Origin of the sequence: Streptomyces sp. NPDC050164, assembly GCF_044459945.1 — a bacterium.
In the GTDB taxonomy this organism is placed as follows: domain Bacteria; phylum Actinomycetota; class Actinomycetes; order Streptomycetales; family Streptomycetaceae; genus Streptomyces; species Streptomyces coeruleorubidus_A.
Map to the genome: position 1 here is coordinate 103018 of NZ_JBITJK010000010.1, position 16262 is coordinate 119279.

A 16262-nucleotide genomic window follows, 5' to 3' on the forward strand; every position below is an offset into this window, starting at 1 on the left:
CGCATTCACGTTCACGCCCGCCGCTGTTCGCACGCGAGCCGACCCCGCACCGGCTACGGAGACGCCCTCGGCGTGCTCGCGGGGGCCGCGGCCGACGTACGGCGCCAGCCCGGTGACCCCGCAACGACGAGGCGCCACGGCCACCTCGGAACTCGGGCAGCGGGCGGGCGCCAGCCGGGTCAGCTCCAGCGCGGCGGGCACCTCCGCCTCCGGACGCATGGGCCCGCGCCGGACGGCCGAAGTCCGCCGCCCGTCCTCTTGACAAGCCACGAGACCCGACGGCAGTCTTCCGGTAAGCAGAAAGCAACTTCCACGATGCGGAACCAAACGGAAGGGAGCGCGGCCCGATGGGATTCGCAGACCAGCGCTTCAACGTCAACCTGTCGATCCTCTTCACGGAACTCCCGCTCCTGGAGCGTCCCGCGGCCGCCGCCGCGGCCGGCTTCACGGCGGTCGAGCTGTGGTGGCCCTGGGTCGACTCGCCCATCCCTGAGCAGTCGGAGCTCGACGCGCTGAAGAGGGCCGTCGAGGACGCGGGCGTCCAGCTCACGGGCCTCAACTTCTACGCCGGCCAACTGCCCGGCCCCGACCGTGGCGTCCTGTCGATCCCGGGCGAGGAGTCGGCGAGGTTCCGCGCCAACATCGACGTGGCGGCCGATCTCGCCGCCTCCTTGGGCTGCAAGGCGCTCAACGCCCTGTACGGCAACCGCGTCGAGGGCGTGGACCCGGCCGAGCAGGACGCGCTCGCCCTGGAGAACCTGGTGCTCGCGGCGCGGGCCGCCGACCGGATCGGCGCGATCCTGCTGATCGAGGCGCTCAACCAGCCCGAGTCGCCGTCGTATCCGCTGGTGTCGGCACCGGCCGCCGTCGGCGTCGTCGACAAGGTCAACGACACGACGGGGCTGGGCAACGCCCGCTTCCTCATGGACCTCTACCACCTGTCCATGAACGGCGAGGACCTGCCGCAGGTGATCGAGCGGTACGCCGCGAAGACCGGCCACGTCCAGATCGCCGACAACCCCGGCCGCGGCGCCCCCGGGACGGGCTCGCTGCCCCTCGAAGACCTCCTCGACCGGCTGAACAAGGCGGGTTACGACGGCTGGGTCGGCCTCGAGTACAAGCCGGGCGACCGCCCGAGCGCCGAGGCCTTCGACTGGCTGCCCCGCTGACCCCCGTACCGAAAGGCACACCATGAGCAACGCACTGCCCAAGATCGCCTGGATCGGCCTCGGCATCATGGGCTCCCCCATGTCCGAGAACCTGATCAAGGCGGGCTACGACGTCACCGGATTCACCCTGGAGCGGGAGAAGCTGGACCGCCTCGCCGCCGCCGGCGGCACGTCCGCCGGCTCGATCGCCGAGGCCGTGCGGGACGCCGACGTCGTCATCACGATGGTGCCCGCCTCCCCGCAGGTCGAGGCCATCGCCTACGGCCCCGACGGCATCCTGGAGAACGCCGGGTCCGGCGCCCTGCTGATCGACATGTCCTCGATCACCCCGCAGACCTCGGTCGACCTGGCGAAGGCGGCGAAGGACAAGGGCATCCGCGTCCTGGACGCCCCGGTGTCCGGCGGGGAGGCCGGTGCGATCGAGGCCGTGCTGTCCATCATGGTCGGCGGCGAGCAGGCCGACTTCGACCAGGCCAGGCCCATCTTCGAGGCGCTTGGCAAGACCATCGTGCTGTGCGGCCCACACGGCTCCGGCCAGACCGTGAAGGCCGCCAACCAGCTGATCGTCGCCGTGAACATCCAGGCGTGCGCCGAGGCCGTGGTCTTCCTGGAGAAGTCCGGCGTGGACCTGAAGGCGGCCTTGGACGTCCTCAACGGCGGCCTGGCGGGCTCGACCGTGCTGACCCGCAAGAAGGACAACTTCCTCGGCCGGGACTTCAAGCCGGGCTTCCGGATCGACCTGCACCACAAGGACATGGGCATCGTCACGGACGCCGCCCGCAACGTCGGCGCGGCCCTGCCCGTCGGCGCCGTGGTCGCCCAGCTGGTCGCGTCCCTGCGCGCGCAGGGCGACGGCGGCCTGGACCACTCGGCGCTGCTGCGGGCCGTGGAGCGGCTCTCCGGCGCCCGGATCTGACCCTCGTACACCCTCATGGCCCGAGGGTCCCTCGTACCCCGGGCGGCGCCGCCGCTGACACCTGTCCTGTCGCGCCCAAAGCGGCGGCGCCGTCCGGACCCAGCCATGCCCATTACTTCAACAAACTGTTGACGCTCCGATCACCCCAACCCCTAGGCTCCACAAAGCGGAAACACTTTTCCACTGCCCTCTCGTAGGGAAGGGTCACGATGTCGCAGCGCGTGCTCACCACCGAGTCCGGCGCCCCCGTCGCCGACAACCAGAACTCCGCCACCGCCGGCGTCGGCGGTCTGAGCGAGACCGGCAAGCGGACCGAGGAGTTCCTGCGCTACTCGACCGTGGCCGACAGCCTCGGCGGCGCGGACGCGGTGCGCGACCCGCGCGGGTTTCGCGGTCAAGTTCCATACGGCCGAGGGCAGTTACGACCTCTTCGGCAACAACACCCCGGTGTTCTTCATCAAGGACCCGATCAAGTTCCCGGATTTCATCCACTCCCAGAAGCGCGACCCTCCCCCACGCCTTAAGAACGCGGGGGGACCCCCATCGGGCCGTCAGGAACCGGACAACTTCCGGGACTTCTGGGCGCACGGCGTCAACCACACGCGGCTGGCCGTCAACGCGCCCCGGGCCACGACCGCCCGGAACTACGGCCGGGACGGCTTCATGGCGTCCAACGCCCAGGGCCGGCACTCGAAGAACTACGAGCCGAACTCCTGCGACGGCCCGGTGGAGGCCGGCCGCCCGCTGTCGGCCCCGCGGGCGGTGACCGGCCACACGGGCACCCAGGCGGCCTCCCTCCACACCAAGGACGACGACTTCTTCCAGGCCGGCGAGCTGTACCGGCTGATGTCCGCGCAGGAGAAGTCCCGGCTGGTCGCGAACATCGCCGGCGGCCTCTCCCAGGTCTCCTGCGACGACGTGGTCGAGAAGAACCTCGCGCACTTCCACGCCGCCGACCCCGAGTACGGGCGGCGCGTGGAGGAGGCGGTCCGCGCCCTGCGCGAGGACTGAACTCCCTGCCCGTGTCCGACCGCTTGGGCGACCCGGATGAGGGGTGGTCGCCCCGGGCACGGGCGCGGGCAGGGCGCGGACCGCGGCGGAGTGTGAGCCAGTGCGGTGGTGAAGGACCCGGCCGGGTTCTCGACCTGAGGGAAGCCCGTTCCGGACTCCGTCGCACCCGCCGCGGTCCCACTACCGGCACCCCTCCCCAGACCCCGTCCGGCGGCGCGAACGTCCTGTCGCGCCCAGCCTCGCGCCGTCGGACGGCCAGCACTGACGCGCTCCCTACACCGGGCCATCTCCGGCGAGGGAGCGCTCGGCGTTGTCCAGGAGTTCCTTGTATGTCAGGACCTCGACCCTGGTGAGGTGAGAATTGAACGTCCGCAGCGCCTCGTTGATCTCCTCCTCCGGCACCTCGGGATGCAGTGCCGGATGTCCGACCAGGACGAGGGCGCTGGCACGCCGAGTCTCGATACCGAGGTCGGCACGGAGCCGCTCCCGGCTCTCATCCAGACCAGTGAGGTAGTTGACAGCCTGGCCGACGGCCTCGTGCACCTGCGCCGCCGGAACCCATGCGTTGCGATGCCGCTTGACGAGGGGACCCTTGAGGCTCATGGCTCGCTTGAGTTCGACGATATGGAGCGCTCCGTCACCACGTATCAGCGGGATGTCCACCTCGTCTCCCGGCACGAGGCGCCGCTGCGCCGCCTCGCCCACGAACCGCCCACCGAAGATCCAGTACTGCCCGTCAAGCGCCCGCTGCACATCGGCCTCTGTGGCCTTGCGATCCTCGACGACGGTGCGCAGTTCCTTGAGTCGGGCCGCGCGTCGGCGCAGTTCAGCGGCCTGCAGGAGGATTCGTCCTTGGTCATCGGCAGCCAGCAGGGCCATGGCTTCGGGCGATGTGACGATCTTCCGGGCTTCAGCGGCCGGGTCGGCGACATCGATCCGACCGCTGCGGATGATCCGCTCCAACCACAGGGTGATCTCGGCACGGCCCCTCGGAATCACATAACGCCCAGGGCGATCGTCGGGGGCCTGAAGGAACAGCGCGTCCTCACCCTGCGCACGGAAATGCTCCAGGAACTCTTTGATCCCGGCCTCGGGGTGGTCCGACAGGAACTCCCGCCCGCTGTCGATGAGCCACTGGTGCATCGCCTTCATGGTGCTGCCGAGGAAGCCCGTGTGCGACTCCCTCCTTCGTCCATCTCCGAACAGCCTGTAGCGATCCTCGAAGTCGTACCGCAGGATCCGCCCCTCTGCATACTCGATCGCATCCTGCACGAGCCGTACTACCTGCCACTCGCCGACCCCGGCCGCAGTCCCTCGCACTTCCTCCAAGAGCCGTATCAGCTCTCTGCCGCCCCGTCTCTTGCCGCTCCGGCCGCTGTGCATGTGCGTGAAGACCGACTGCACGGCGTTCTTCACGGTCTGGTCGATGGCCTCCTTGGCCACCACCTCACGTAAATGCCACTCCAACGTCATGTCGCTTCTCGGTGTCATACGGCGCATTGTGTTCGCAGGGTCTGACAACACCCCGGCGTGCGTATCCAGCGCTGCCGCAGGACGCTGGAGGCATGACACATCCATCACCGGCGCATCCGCACGTCGTGGTGCACCCTCCTGCCCTGGACGGCTCCCGGCGCGTCACCGAGGGCGACGCGACACTGGGTATCGCCACACATATGGACGACGTCGCCGAGATCCTGCGGCTGGCGGACCTGTACGTCACCGACGTCGCGGACAGCGATCTCGTCGAGTGGCAGGGCGGCGGCCCGGACGACTGGCCGGGGCTGTCCGAACACCACGAGGCGTGAACCCGCCCCGCGCCCCTTCGCAGGCGCGCGTACGGCACCGGTCGTACGCCGTGTACGGAACCCTCAAATGAACCTCTGAACCCGGCCCCGGGGGCTTCAACCGCCCCCGGGGCCGGGCACATTCTCGGCACACGGGACCCGCCGGCACGGGGGCGGCGGGCCCCGGCACGGGGGTGAAGCCATGGATGACGGTACGGCGGTCCGGCTGGAGCCGCACGAGATCGCACTGCTGGGGGACGGCCCCCGGGCCGCCGTCACCGTCGCCGTGGTGGATCTGTATCTGCGGGGCCTGGTGGAGGCGGACCGGCCGGGGACGGTGCGGGCGGGCGTCGCGGACGCCGTGAGCGCGCAAGGGCCGCCCTCTCCCCTGGCCCAGAAGGTGCACGCCTGTCTCCACGAGCCCGCCGGTCTGCGGACGTTGGTCAAGGACCCGGGCATACGGCTCGCGGTGGCCCTGATGCGCATCCCGCTCGCGGAGGCGGGCCTGCTGCGCTACCCGCTGCTCGGTCCGACGCGCGGTGCACGCCGACATGTGCGGGAGCTGCGTCGGCGCCATCCGCTGCCCGCCGGCAGACGCGGCCTGACCGACCACGACCGGCTGCTGGCCGTGGCCCTGCACGGCGAGGCGGCCCTGCGGCTGGTGGTGCCGCGCTTCGCCCTCCGGGCGGGTCTGCTCCGCCGGGCAGAGGTGGGCGGCAAGAGCCTCCTCAAGCACTCACGCGGTCCGTACGGAGGCGGCAGTGCGGGCTACACCTACTGCGGCGGGGGCGGAGGCGGATGCGGGGTGGAGGCGCGTAGTGAACGCGTGAACGCGACAGGGGCGGTCCGTCCTCCCGGACGGGCCGCCCCTCTCCTGCGCGTGCGTCAGACCTTCAGCGTCCTGATCGACGTCGGCGCATGGCCGGGCTCCGTGGCGATCTCCTCGAACTCCACGACGTTGCCGATGTCGTTGGTCGTCGACATGGAGATGTTGGTGACGCGCTCCAGGATCGCCTCGACGACGACCGGCACCCGGTACTCGGCGGCGAGCTTCTTCGCCTGCTCGAAGGCGGCGCCGAGTTCGGCGGGGTCGGTGACGCGGATGGCCTTGCAGCCGAGGCCCTCGGCGACCTTGACGTGGTCGACGCCGTAGACGCCGAGCTCGGGCGCGTTGATGTTCTCGAACTCCAGGTTGACCTGGAAGTCGATGTCGAACGCGCGCTGCGCCTGGCGGATCAGGCCCAGGTAGGAGTTGTTGACGAGGACGTGGACGTACGGGATCTTGTGCTGCGCGCCGACGGCCAGTTCCTCGATCATGAACTGGAAGTCGTAGTCGCCGGAGAGCGCGACGACGGACGCCTCCGGGTCGGCCTTGGCGACGCCGAGCGCTGCCGGGATGGTCCAGCCGAGCGGGCCGGCCTGGCCGCAGTTGATCCAGTGGCGGGGCCGGTAGACGTGCAGCATCTGCGCGCCGGCGATCTGCGAGAGGCCGATGGTGGAGACGTACCGGGTCTGAGGGCCGAAGGCCTTGTTCATCTCCTCGTAGACGCGCTGCGGCTTGATCGGGATGTCGTCGAAGTGCGTCCGGCGCTGGAGGGTCGCCTTCCGCTCCTGCGCCGAGGCCGCCCAGGCGGAGCGGTCGGGCAGCTCGCCGGCCTTCTTCAGCTCGCGCGCCACCTCGACGAACAGCTCCAGCGCGGCCTTGGCGTCGGAGGCGATGCCGTAGTCGGGGGCGAAGATCTTGCCGATCTGGGTCGGCTCGATGTCGACGTGGACGAACTTCCGTCCGGCCGTGTAGACGTCGAGTTTGCCGGTGTGGCGGTTGGCCCAGCGGTTGCCGATGCCGAGGACGAAGTCGGCCTCCAGGAAGGTCGCGTTGCCGTAGCGGTGCGAGGTCTGGAGGCCCACCATGCCGGCGTTCAGCTCGTGGTCGTCGGGCAGGACGCCCCAGCCCATGAGGGTGGGGACGACCGGGGTGCCGGTCAACTCGGCGAATTCGACGAGCAGTTCGGCGGCATCGGCGTTGATGACACCGCCGCCCGCCACGATCAGCGGCCGCTCGGAGGCGTTCAGCATCCCGATCGCCTTCTCGATCTGGGCGCGGGTGGCGGCGGGCTTGTAGACCGGGAGCGGCTCGTACGTCTCCGGGTCGAACTCGATCTCGGTCATCTGGACGTCGATCGGCAGGTCGATCAGGACCGGCCCGGGGCGGGCGGAGCGCATCAGGTGGAAGGCCTGCTGGAAGACGCCGGGGACCTGCGCGGCCTCCAGCACGGTCACGGCCATCTTGGTGACCGGCTTGGCGATCGAGGCGATGTCGACGGCCTGGAAGTCCTCTTTGTGGATCACGGCGGTCGGGGCCTGGCCGGTGACGCACAGGATCGGGATGGAGTCGCCGGTCGCGGAGTACAGGCCCGTGATCATGTCGGTGCCGGCCGGGCCGGAGGTGCCGATGCAGACGCCGATGTTGCCCGCGTGGGTGCGGGTGTAGCCCTCGGCCATGTGCGAGGCGCCCTCCACATGGCGGGCGAGGGTGTGGTTGATGCCGCCGGAGGCCTTGAGCGCCGCGTAGAAGGGGTTGATCGCCGCGCCCGGGACACCGAACGCGTCGGTGACGCCCTCGCGTTTGAGGATCTCAACTGCCGCGCGGGCAGCGGTCATTCGAGCCATCGAGTACTCCTGCTTCGGCTGTCGGATTCGCACTCCCGTCGCGCCCTGCGGTGAGCTCTTCCGTATTACGGAAACTAACTTCTACGATCTGGAATGAATGTATGTGGGGCGGACGAAGGGCGTCAAGGGAGGGACAAGCGGCGGACAGGCAGGGGCTCGCTGGAGCACGATGGACGCGCTGTCCCGATGTGACGCCGTACGGGAGTGGTCATGGCCGAGAGCGTGCCGGTGCGCTGTCCGTCCTGCCGACGAGAGCACCGCTTCACGGCCCCGTCGTACCCGTGCGTGTGCGGAGCGCCCGTCGCCCCGCGGCTCGACCGGGACGGGACGGTGACGCCCGTCGCCCACCGCGTCTGGCAGGACGACTGGGTGACGGTGCGGTGCGAGCGCTGCGGCCGACGCGGGGAGTGGCCGCGGCCGGAGGTGGGGTGCCCGTGCGGGGCGGTGCTGCGGGTGCCGGTGGCGGAGGGGCGGGAGGGGGTGTCCGGCGGAGGCGGTTCGACGGGCCAGGACAGGACATCCGACGATGTCCTGAGGCCTGGCGGCACGACGAGGCAGGACACGGCAGCCGACGGCGGCCTCCGGCGTGACCGGGACATCACGGTTGACGCGGACGCCGAGGCCGGCCGGGAGGGCGCGACGCACCCGGGCCGTGCGACCTGCCCGCACGACGCCGCATCCGCCGAGCGGGCCGCCGCCTCTGCCTACGCCGAGGGGGCCCCTGCCCCTGCCACGGCCGGTGACAGTGCAGGAGCCGACGCCGATGGCGGTGCTGGCGCCGCCGCCGAGGCCGGTGGCCGCAGCGACGCCGAAGCCGAAAGCCACGACCAGGCCGCCGCCAGTAGCCGCAGCCGCGGCGACGCCGCCGACCGAACCGGGACCAACCCCGGTGACGACGCCGGAGGCCGCAGCGGTGCCGAGGCCGGTGGCCGTGGCCGGGCCGCCGCCGGTAGCCGCAGCCGCGGCGGTGCCGACGCCGTCGACCGTGCCGGGACCGACCCCGGTGACGCCCCCGGTGACGACGCGGGAGGCCGCGGCGATGCCGAGGCCGGTGGCCGTGGCGAGACCGCCGCCGGTAGCCGCAGCCGCGGCGGTGCCGACGCCGTCGACCATGCCGGGACCGACCCCGGTGACGACGCTGTCTCTGCCCCCCGGCCCCCCTTCCGTTCCGTCACGATCCGTACCGCGCTCGACGCCGTCACGGCCACCGCGCTGTACCTGCGCTGGCTGGGCTACCGGGGCGTCCGGCGGGCTGACCAGCGGCCGCCGTCCGGGATCGGGCTCGCCGCCCGCGGCGTCGTCGCGCTGGTCGACCCGGGCGTGCGCCCGGCGACCCTGCGGGACGTGGAGTGCCTGTGGCTGACGGCCATGACGGAGTCGGCGGACTGCCTGTACCTCTCCCTCGCCGGGTACGCGGACGACGCACGGGCCCGCGCCGACGCCCTCGGCATCCCGCTGTTCGTCCTCGACCTCACCGGCACACCACGGCCGGTGAACGCCCCGGCCGGCGCACTGGACGCCACCGGCACGGAGAACCGGGCGCCCTGACACGCCCGAACAGGTCAGTCGTCGCCGGACCCGGGTTTGCTGAACTCTTCGATCAGCACGGGATACTGCTCGCCACCGTGCCCCGCGGCGATCGAGCGGTCGGCCATCGCCTTGAACAGCTTCGGCAGTTCGGCGTTGACCCCCACCGCCTCGCTCTCCTCGATCAGGTGTGCCATGGCCCGCGCGTCGGTCTCCAGGGCCGACACCTCGGCCGGGAAGGAGCCGCTGTCGATCTGCTCGGCGTATCCGGGCAGCCATTCGGCCACACCGGCGGCGATCCGCTGCGCGAACGGCGCGTACGTCGCCGCGTCGACACCGGCCGTCCTGAGCAGCGCGGTGCCCTGGAGCCAGGCGTTCAGGACGCTCCACATCATGGCCAGTCCGGCCACGTCGTACAGGGACGCAAGGCCGTGGTCCGCACCGAGGTGGGTGACGGTGCCGAGCACGTCGAGGGTCGGCTCGTGCTCGTCGAAGTGCGCCTGCGGGCCGCTGTGCAGAATCACCGCCTCGGGCGTGCCGATGGCCGGCGGGACGGCCATGATCGCGCCGTCCAGGTAGCGGGCGCCGCGCTGCTCGGCCCATCGGGCGGTCTCCCGGGCCTGGGCCGAGTCGCCCGAGGTCAGATTGACCAGCGTCGTGCCGTCGAGCTCCACGTCGCCCGTGCCGAACAGCTCCCGCACGGCCTGGTAGTCGGTGACGCAGATGATCGTCAGGGAGCCGGCCCGGACCGCGTCGCCGACTGTCGGGGCGAGCCGTGCGCCTCGGGCCACCAGCCCGTCGGCTTTGGCGGTCGTACGGTTCCACACAGTCGTGGGATGACCGGCTTTCAGGAACGCGCCGGCGAGTGCCTGGCCCATCAGTCCGAGTCCGATGACTGTCACGGGTGTGTCGGTCCTGTTCATGGCAACATCGTCAACGTTGATACCGGTGTGAAGGTCAAGCGAGGTTTTGATGCGTATCGGGGAACTGAGTCGCCGGACGGGCGTCAACGCCCATCAGTTGCGCTACTACGAGGCCCAGGGCCTGCTGGAGGCGGACCGCGGCACGAACGGGTACCGCGAGTACGACGAGAACGCGGTACTGCGGGTGAGACAGATCCGCCACCTGCTCGGCGCCGGCTTATCGTCCGAGGACATCGCGTATCTGCTGCCCTGTGCGGTCGGAGAGGCCCCGGAGCTGCTCGGGTGTCCCGAACTGCTGGCGGCGATGCGGTCGCGGCTGCGCCGGCTGGACGACCAGATGGCCGCGCTCGCCCGGTCCCGGGACGCCCTCGCCGACTACATCGACGCGGCCGAGCGCATGGGCAGCCGCACCTACCCGCCCTTCGACGACGCCGCCCCGGAGCCCGTGCCCGCCTGACGGCCGGGCCGGTCCCGGTCGTGGTCCGCGAGTGCCGCCGCGGTGGCGCGGGCGAAGGCTTCCGGGTTGTCCAGCATGATGTCGTGTCCATAGTCCGGGACCGCGACGACGGACACCCCGGACCCGGTGAGCGCGTCGGTTCCCGGGAGCGGGCCGTCGGCCCCGGGCAGCAGGAAGGTGCGGGGGATCTTCATCTCCAGCAGGAGTTCCCGCATGGTGGGGACGGTGCCGCGGACGAGGCGGACCGCGCTGCGGTGCAGGGACTCCCGGCCGGCCAGACGCATCGTGGACCACCAGTGGGGGCCGACCCGGTCGCGGACCTCTTCCCACCCGCCGGCCAGGAACTGCTGCTCGGTGTAGGCGGTGATCCCGCTGCTGCCCGACGATCCGGGGACGCGCGGTATCGGGTCGAGGTTGGCGTCGACCAGGACGAGACGGGTCCCAGCAGGTCGATCAGCAGCGAACGGTGACCGGCCGGCAGGGGATGGACCGCCATCTTGGTGAAGTGGGCGGGCGACGGGACGCCCAGGCCGTGCACGTAGAGGCGCGCCGGTTCCTGCCCCGGCAGTTCGACCCAGCGGATCCGACGCCGTCGGGCGTCACGGCGACCCTGCGCACAGGCTGCTCCCCTTGCGGTCCAAGTCGGTGAAGGAACGAGGGTATCCACCGGATCCCGGTGCCGACCGCGCCGCATACTCACCCCATGCGTATCCGCCCCGCGACCGCCGCCGAACTCCCCGCCCTCCAGGACATCGAACGTGCCGCCGGTGCCCCCTTCCGCGACCTCGGCATGCCGGAGATCGCCGACGACGAACCGCCCGCGCTCGACGTGCTGGAGCGCTACCGCGGGGCGGGCCGCTGCTGGGTCGCGGTGGACGAGCGGGACCACCCGGTCGCGTACCTCGTCGCCGAACCCGTGGACGGCGCCCTGCACATCGAGCAGGTCTCGGTCCACCCGCGCGCAGCCCGCCGGGGCGTGGGCCGGGCCCTCCTGGCGTACGCCGCCGGCCGCGCCCGCGAGGAGGGCCTGACCGCCCTGACGCTGACCACCTTCGCGGAGGTCCCGTGGAACGCCCCCTACTACGCCCGCCTCGGCTTCCGCAGTCTGACGGAGGCGGACCTCACCCCCGGCCTGCGCGAGATCCGCGCGACGGAGGCCCGACAGGGCCTGGACCGCCGGCCTCGTGTGTGCATGCGCGCACCACTGTGACCGAGCCGCGGCAATCCGCGCGCGGCCCGGCCCGCGCTGCTGCCACGATGCGCTCCATGGGCGACATCGAACCCGGCACGCTCGTCGTGCGCCGCGCCGAGGCGTCGGACCGCACGGCACTGACCGAGACCGACCCGATCGCGGCGGCGGGAGACCGGGCGCGCCGCGCGAGCATCCGGCGCTGGTGCGAGCAGGGCCGGGCGCTGCCGGCCGAAGACGCGCGCGGGCCGGTGGGCTACGACGTGCTGGAGTACACCTTCTTCGAACAGGGCTTCCTCACCCTGCTGACGGTCGCGCCCGCCGCACGCCGGCAGCGGGCGGGCTGGCAACCCGCCGGTCTGGTCCACGGCCTCGACGACGGCGACCCCGAGCTCTTCTATCTCTGCCCGCCCCCGAACCTCTCCCGCAGTTCCACCTTGCGTACCTTCCCGGAGACCGTCATGGGGAAGGAGTCGAGGAGCTGAAGTCTGCTCGGGATCTTGTAGTGGGCCAGGCGGCCCTGGCAGAAGGCGTGGAGTTCGGCCAGGGTGAGCGGGTCGGCGGGGTCGTGGGGGATGACGCAGGCGAGGACCTCCTCGCCGTAGTGGTCGTGCGGGACGCCCACGACCTGGACGTCCTGGATCTTGGGGTGGGCGTAGAGGAACTCCTCGATCTCGCGGGGGTAGATGTTCTCCCCGCCCCGGATGATCATGTCCTTGATGCGGCCGACGATCTCGACGTAGCCGTCCTCGCGCATCACCGCGAGGTCGCCGGTGTGCATCCAGCGGCCCGCGTCGATGGCCTCGGCGGTCTTGTCCGGCTCGTTCCAGTAGCCGAGCATCACGCTGTAGCCGCGGGTGCACAACTCGCCCGCCCTACCGCGCGGTTGGGTCACCCCGGTCGCCGGGTCGACGATCTTCACCTCGATGTGCGGCAGCACGCGTCCGACCGTGCCGGTGCGGTGTTCCAGGTCGTCGTCGCGCCGGGTCTGCGTGGAGACGGGCGAGGTCTCCGTCATGCCGTAGCAGATGGACACCTCGGCCATGTTCATCTCGGTGACCACCCGCTTCATCACCTCCACCGGGCAGGGCGAGCCCGCCATGATGCCGGTGCGCAGGGAGGAGAGGTCGTACGACGCGAAGCCGGGGAGGTTCAGCTCCGCGATGAACATGGTCGGGACGCCGTAGAGCGAGGTGCAGCGCTCCTGCTGGACCGCCTCCAGCGTGGCCTCCGGGTCGAAGGACGGGGCCGGGATGACCATGCAGGCGCCGCGGGACGTGGCGGCCAGATTGCCCATGACCATGCCGAAGCAGTGGTAGAAGGGCACCGGGATGCACACCCGGTCCTGCTCGGTGTAGGCGAGCAACTCGCCCACGAAATAGCCGTTGTTGAGGATGTTGTGGTGGGAGAGGGTGGCTCCCTTGGGGAAGCCCGTCGTGCCCGACGTGTACTGGATGTTGATCGGGTCGTCGCAGGACAGGCCGTCGTCCGCGAACCGGGCGCCGGGGGTCCCCCGCCCGAGCAGCGCGTCCCAGCTCGGGTCGCCGAAGTACACGACCTCGCGCAACTCGGCGCATCTGCCCCGCACCTGCTCGACCATCGCCCGGTAGTCGCTCGTCTTGTGGCCGAGGGAGGCGAACAGCAGGGAGATACCGGCCTGGTTGAGGACGTACTCGACCTCGTGGGTGCGGTAGGCCGGGTTGATGTTCACCATGATCGCGCCGATGCGGGCGGTGGCGTACTGGACCAGGACCCACTCGGGACAGTTGACCGCCCAGATGCCCACCCGGTCGCCCTTGGCGACCCCGGAGGCGAGCAGGGCGGAGGCCAGCTCGTCGACGGCCGCGCCGAACCGCGCGTACGTCCAGCGCCGCCCGGACGGGACGTCGACCAGCGCCTCGCGGTCCGGCCAGGTGGCCACAGCCCGGTCCAGGTTGGCTCCGATGGTGTCGCCGAGCAGAGCCGTCTCGCCGGCTCCATGGCTGTACGAGGTCACCGGAAGTCCTCCTCGCGGTACTCGGCGTCCGACCCGGCCGCCGTGGCCTCGCGCAGCTCGATGCGGCGGATCTTGCCCGAGACGGTCTTGGGCAGGTCTCCGAACTCCAGGCGGCGGATGCGCTTGTAGGGGGCCAGGGCCTCACGGGAGTGCTCGAACAGCACCTTCGCGGTGTCGGGGCCGGGCTCCCAGCCCGCCGCCAGGACGACGTACGCCTTCGGCACCGCGAGCCGCAGCTCGTCCGGCGCGGGCACGACGGCCGCCTCGGCCACCGCCTCGTGTTCCAGCAGCGCGCTCTCCAGCTCGAAGGGGCTGATCTTGTAGTCGGACGCCTTGAAGACGTCGTCCGCGCGGCCGACGTAGGTGATGTAGCCGTCGGCGTCGCGCGCGCCGATGTCGCCCGTGCGGTAGTAGCCGCCGGCCATCGCCTCGGCCGTGCGGTCCGCGTCGCCGTGGTAGCCGGTCATCAGGCCGACGGGGCGGTGCGACAGGTCGAGCGCGATCTCGCCCTCGCTCGCGCCCGGCGCGCCGGAGACGGGGTCCAGCAGCTCGACGCGGTAGCCGGGGCTCGGCCGGCCCATCGAGCCGGTCTTGAGCGGCTGGCCGGGGCTGTTGGCGACCTGCACGGCCGTCTCGGTCTGGCCGAAGCCGTCCCGGATGGTGACGCCCCAGGACCGGCGGACCTGCTCGATGACCTCCGGGTTGAGCGGCTCACCGGCGGCGACGATCTCGCGCGGCGGGGTGCGCAGCTGCGTCAGGTCGGCCTGGATGAGCATGCGCCAGACGGTGGGCGGGGCGCAGAAGGTGGTGACCTGGGCCCGGTCCATCTCGGCCATGAGACGGACGGCGTCGAAACGCGTGTAGTTGTACAGGAAGACGGTCGCTTCGGCGTTCCAGGGGGCGAAGAGGTTGGACCAGGCGTGCTTGGCCCAACCGGGCGAGGAGATGTTCAGATGCACGTCACCGGGCTTGAGGCCGATCCAGTACATGGTCGACAGGTGCCCGATCGGATAGGACGTGTGGGTGTGCTCGACGAGTTTGGGCCGGGCGGTGGTGCCCGAGGTGAAGTACAGCATCAGCGGGTCGTCGGCCCGGGTCGGGGCGTCGGGCGTGAAGTCGGCGGAGGCGCCGTAGGCGTCGTCCAGCGGCAGCCAGCCCTCGGGCACGGCTCCCGCGTCTGCCGCGGCGATGCGGGTGTAGTCGCCGGGGACCTCGGCGAACTTGCCGGTGTCCTCGCGGCGCGCGATGACGTGCCGGACCCGGCCGCGGTCGACGCGGTCGCGCAGGTCGGCCGGGCCGAGCAGCGGGGTGGCCGGGATGACGACGGCCCGCAGTTTCACCGCCGCGAGCGCGATGATCCACAGTTCGGCCTGGTTGCCGAGCATCACGAGGATCCGGTCCTCGGCGCGCACGCCCCGGGCGCGCAGCCAGTTGGCGAACTGGGCCGAGCGTACGGACATCTCCCCGAAGGACAGCTGTGTCTCGCGGCCGTCCTCCTCGACGATGTGCAGCGCGGTGCGGGCGTTGCCGTGCGCGATCTCGTCGAACCAGTCGAGCGCCCAGTTGAAGCGGTCGGGACGGGGCCAGCGGAAGCCCTCGTAGGCCGTGCCGTAGTCCTCGCGGTGTTCCAGCAGGAAGTCCCGCGCGCTGCGGAACACCTCCGTCGCCGATGCCATTCGTCCTCCTTGGTGCCGGACCATTGCCGGGCGGCTCCGAACCATCGTGTAATCCGTGTTGCAGGTCTCACTACCCCCGAACGGGGGGGCGCCCGCGCGGGAGCCGTAGTGAAGGGGCGAGCAGGTGACAGCAGACGCGGCCGACGCGGTCGAGATACGCAACGCGCTGCTCCGGCTGCGGCGCGCCACCGGCCTTCCGGTCGCCTTCGGCGGGCTGATGGAGGCCGGGCGGCAGATGCGCATCAGCGAACTGAGCGGCACGGCGACGCACGCCCTGCGTTCGCTGGTGGTGACGTCCGGGATCGGGCTGGGCGGCAAGACGGTGGTGCTCGCCCGGCCGTGCGTGGTGACGGACTACTCGGCGTCGCGGCAGATCAGCCACGAGTACGACGCCCCGGTCGCGGTGGAGGGGCTGCGCTCGGTGCTGGCCGTTCCGGTGGTCGTACGGCACGAGGTGCGCGGAGTGCTGTACGGGGCGCTGCGGACGGCCCAGCCGCTGGGCGGGCGCATGCTGGACGAGGCCGTCGAGGCGGCGCGGGACGTGGAGCGGGCGCTGGTCCTGCGGGAGGAGGCCCGCACGCTCGCCGCCGGTGGCGGGGCCGGCGCGGGGCGGGAGCAGGTGCGGGAGGCGCACGCGGCCCTGCGGGCGCTGGCCCCGAAGATCGCGGATCCGCAACTGCGGGCCGAACTGCTCGACGCCTGTGCCCTGCTGACGGCCGATTCCACCCCCTCGGAGCGGGTCCGGCTCGCGCCGCGCGAGGTGGACGTGCTGGTGTGTGTCGCGGCGGGGGCCACGAACGGGGTCGCGGCCGAGCGGCTTGGGGTGACGCCCGAGACCGTCAAGGGGTATTTGAGGTCGGCCATGCGGAAGCTGCGGGCCCGGACCCGGGGCGAGGCCGTGGTCGCCGCGCGCCGGGCGGGATGGTTGCCGTAGGTTTGCGATG

The 16262-nt window shown here is 71.4% G+C and carries 12 protein-coding genes and 3 pseudogenes; 9 read left to right on the forward strand and 6 right to left on the reverse strand.

Annotated features, from left to right (window positions below; genetic code table 11):
- Window positions 1-347 precede the first annotated feature (347 nt).
- The 3 genes and pseudogenes from ACIBNA_RS16925 to ACIBNA_RS16935 all read left to right on the forward strand — a co-directional run bounded on the left by ACIBNA_RS16925 (window position 348) and on the right by ACIBNA_RS16935 (window position 3096).
- Window positions 348-1169 carry a TIM barrel protein gene (locus ACIBNA_RS16925; RefSeq protein WP_399165974.1) on the forward strand — a complete coding sequence of 274 codons (822 nt, stop codon included), beginning with the start codon at window positions 348-350 and terminating at the stop codon, window positions 1167-1169.
- A gap of 22 nt (window positions 1170-1191) precedes the next feature.
- Window positions 1192-2085, forward strand: a complete 894-nt coding sequence (locus ACIBNA_RS16930; RefSeq protein WP_399165975.1) for a 2-hydroxy-3-oxopropionate reductase — start codon at window positions 1192-1194, stop codon at window positions 2083-2085.
- Between the two features lie 209 nt (window positions 2086-2294).
- Window positions 2295-3096, forward strand: a pseudogene (locus ACIBNA_RS16935) (catalase).
- 273 nt (window positions 3097-3369) lie between these two features.
- On the opposite strand, the gene ACIBNA_RS16940 reads toward ACIBNA_RS16935, so the two are convergent.
- Entirely contained in the window at window positions 3370-4569 is a 1200-nt protein-coding gene (locus tag ACIBNA_RS16940; protein ID WP_399165976.1) for a Shedu anti-phage system protein SduA domain-containing protein, read from the reverse strand.
- 92 nt (window positions 4570-4661) lie between these two features.
- On the opposite strand from ACIBNA_RS16940, the gene ACIBNA_RS16945 reads away from it, so the two are divergent.
- A complete protein-coding gene (locus ACIBNA_RS16945; protein WP_399165977.1) occupies window positions 4662-4901 on the forward strand; it encodes a hypothetical protein in 240 nt (79 codons plus the stop codon).
- Between the two features lie 864 nt (window positions 4902-5765).
- On the opposite strand, the gene gcl is transcribed toward ACIBNA_RS16945, so the two are convergent.
- Window positions 5766-7550: a glyoxylate carboligase gene (gene gcl, locus ACIBNA_RS16950; protein WP_399165978.1), complete on the reverse strand. Its 1785-nt coding sequence runs from the start codon at window positions 7548-7550 to the stop codon at window positions 5766-5768.
- A gap of 1146 nt (window positions 7551-8696) precedes the next feature.
- Between gcl and ACIBNA_RS16955 the strand changes: the two are divergent.
- A pseudogene (locus tag ACIBNA_RS16955) lies at window positions 8697-9098 on the forward strand (hypothetical protein); the annotation flags it as partial.
- 14 nt (window positions 9099-9112) lie between these two features.
- Here the strand turns inward: ACIBNA_RS16955 and ACIBNA_RS16960 are convergent.
- Window positions 9113-10000: an NAD(P)-dependent oxidoreductase gene (locus tag ACIBNA_RS16960; protein ID WP_399165979.1), complete on the reverse strand. Its 888-nt coding sequence runs from the start codon at window positions 9998-10000 to the stop codon at window positions 9113-9115.
- A gap of 49 nt (window positions 10001-10049) precedes the next feature.
- Between ACIBNA_RS16960 and ACIBNA_RS16965 the strand changes: the two genes are divergently transcribed.
- Window positions 10050-10457: a MerR family transcriptional regulator gene (locus ACIBNA_RS16965; RefSeq protein WP_399165980.1), complete on the forward strand. Its 408-nt coding sequence runs from the start codon at window positions 10050-10052 to the stop codon at window positions 10455-10457.
- On the opposite strand, the pseudogene ACIBNA_RS16970 reads toward ACIBNA_RS16965, so the two are convergent.
- Window positions 10412-11075: pseudogene (locus ACIBNA_RS16970) on the reverse strand (alpha/beta hydrolase). The gene ACIBNA_RS16965 and the pseudogene ACIBNA_RS16970 overlap by 46 nt on opposite strands.
- 85 nt (window positions 11076-11160) lie before the next feature.
- Here ACIBNA_RS16970 and ACIBNA_RS16975 point away from each other — a divergent pair.
- Both ACIBNA_RS16975 and ACIBNA_RS16980 read left to right on the forward strand, forming a co-directional pair.
- Window positions 11161-11667, forward strand: a complete 507-nt coding sequence (locus ACIBNA_RS16975) for a GNAT family N-acetyltransferase (RefSeq protein ID WP_399165981.1) — start codon at window positions 11161-11163, stop codon at window positions 11665-11667.
- Between the two features lie 56 nt (window positions 11668-11723).
- Window positions 11724-12131, forward strand: coding sequence for a GNAT family N-acetyltransferase (locus ACIBNA_RS16980; protein WP_399165982.1), 408 nt, complete (start codon window positions 11724-11726; stop codon window positions 12129-12131).
- On the opposite strand, the gene ACIBNA_RS16985 is transcribed toward ACIBNA_RS16980, so the two are convergent.
- Window positions 12044-13642, reverse strand: coding sequence for an AMP-binding protein (locus ACIBNA_RS16985; protein WP_399165983.1), 1599 nt, complete (start codon window positions 13640-13642; stop codon window positions 12044-12046). The genes ACIBNA_RS16980 and ACIBNA_RS16985 overlap by 88 nt on opposite strands.
- A complete protein-coding gene (locus tag ACIBNA_RS16990; protein ID WP_399165984.1) occupies window positions 13639-15318 on the reverse strand; it encodes an AMP-binding protein in 1680 nt (559 codons plus the stop codon). Before ACIBNA_RS16990 ends, ACIBNA_RS16985 begins: the two co-directional genes overlap by 4 nt.
- Window positions 15319-15442: 124 nt before the next feature.
- On the opposite strand from ACIBNA_RS16990, the gene ACIBNA_RS16995 reads away from it, so the two are divergent.
- Complete coding sequence (locus ACIBNA_RS16995; protein ID WP_399165985.1) at window positions 15443-16252, forward strand: LuxR C-terminal-related transcriptional regulator; 810 nt, start codon at window positions 15443-15445, stop codon at window positions 16250-16252.
- The last annotated feature ends 10 nt before the right edge of the window (window positions 16253-16262 follow it).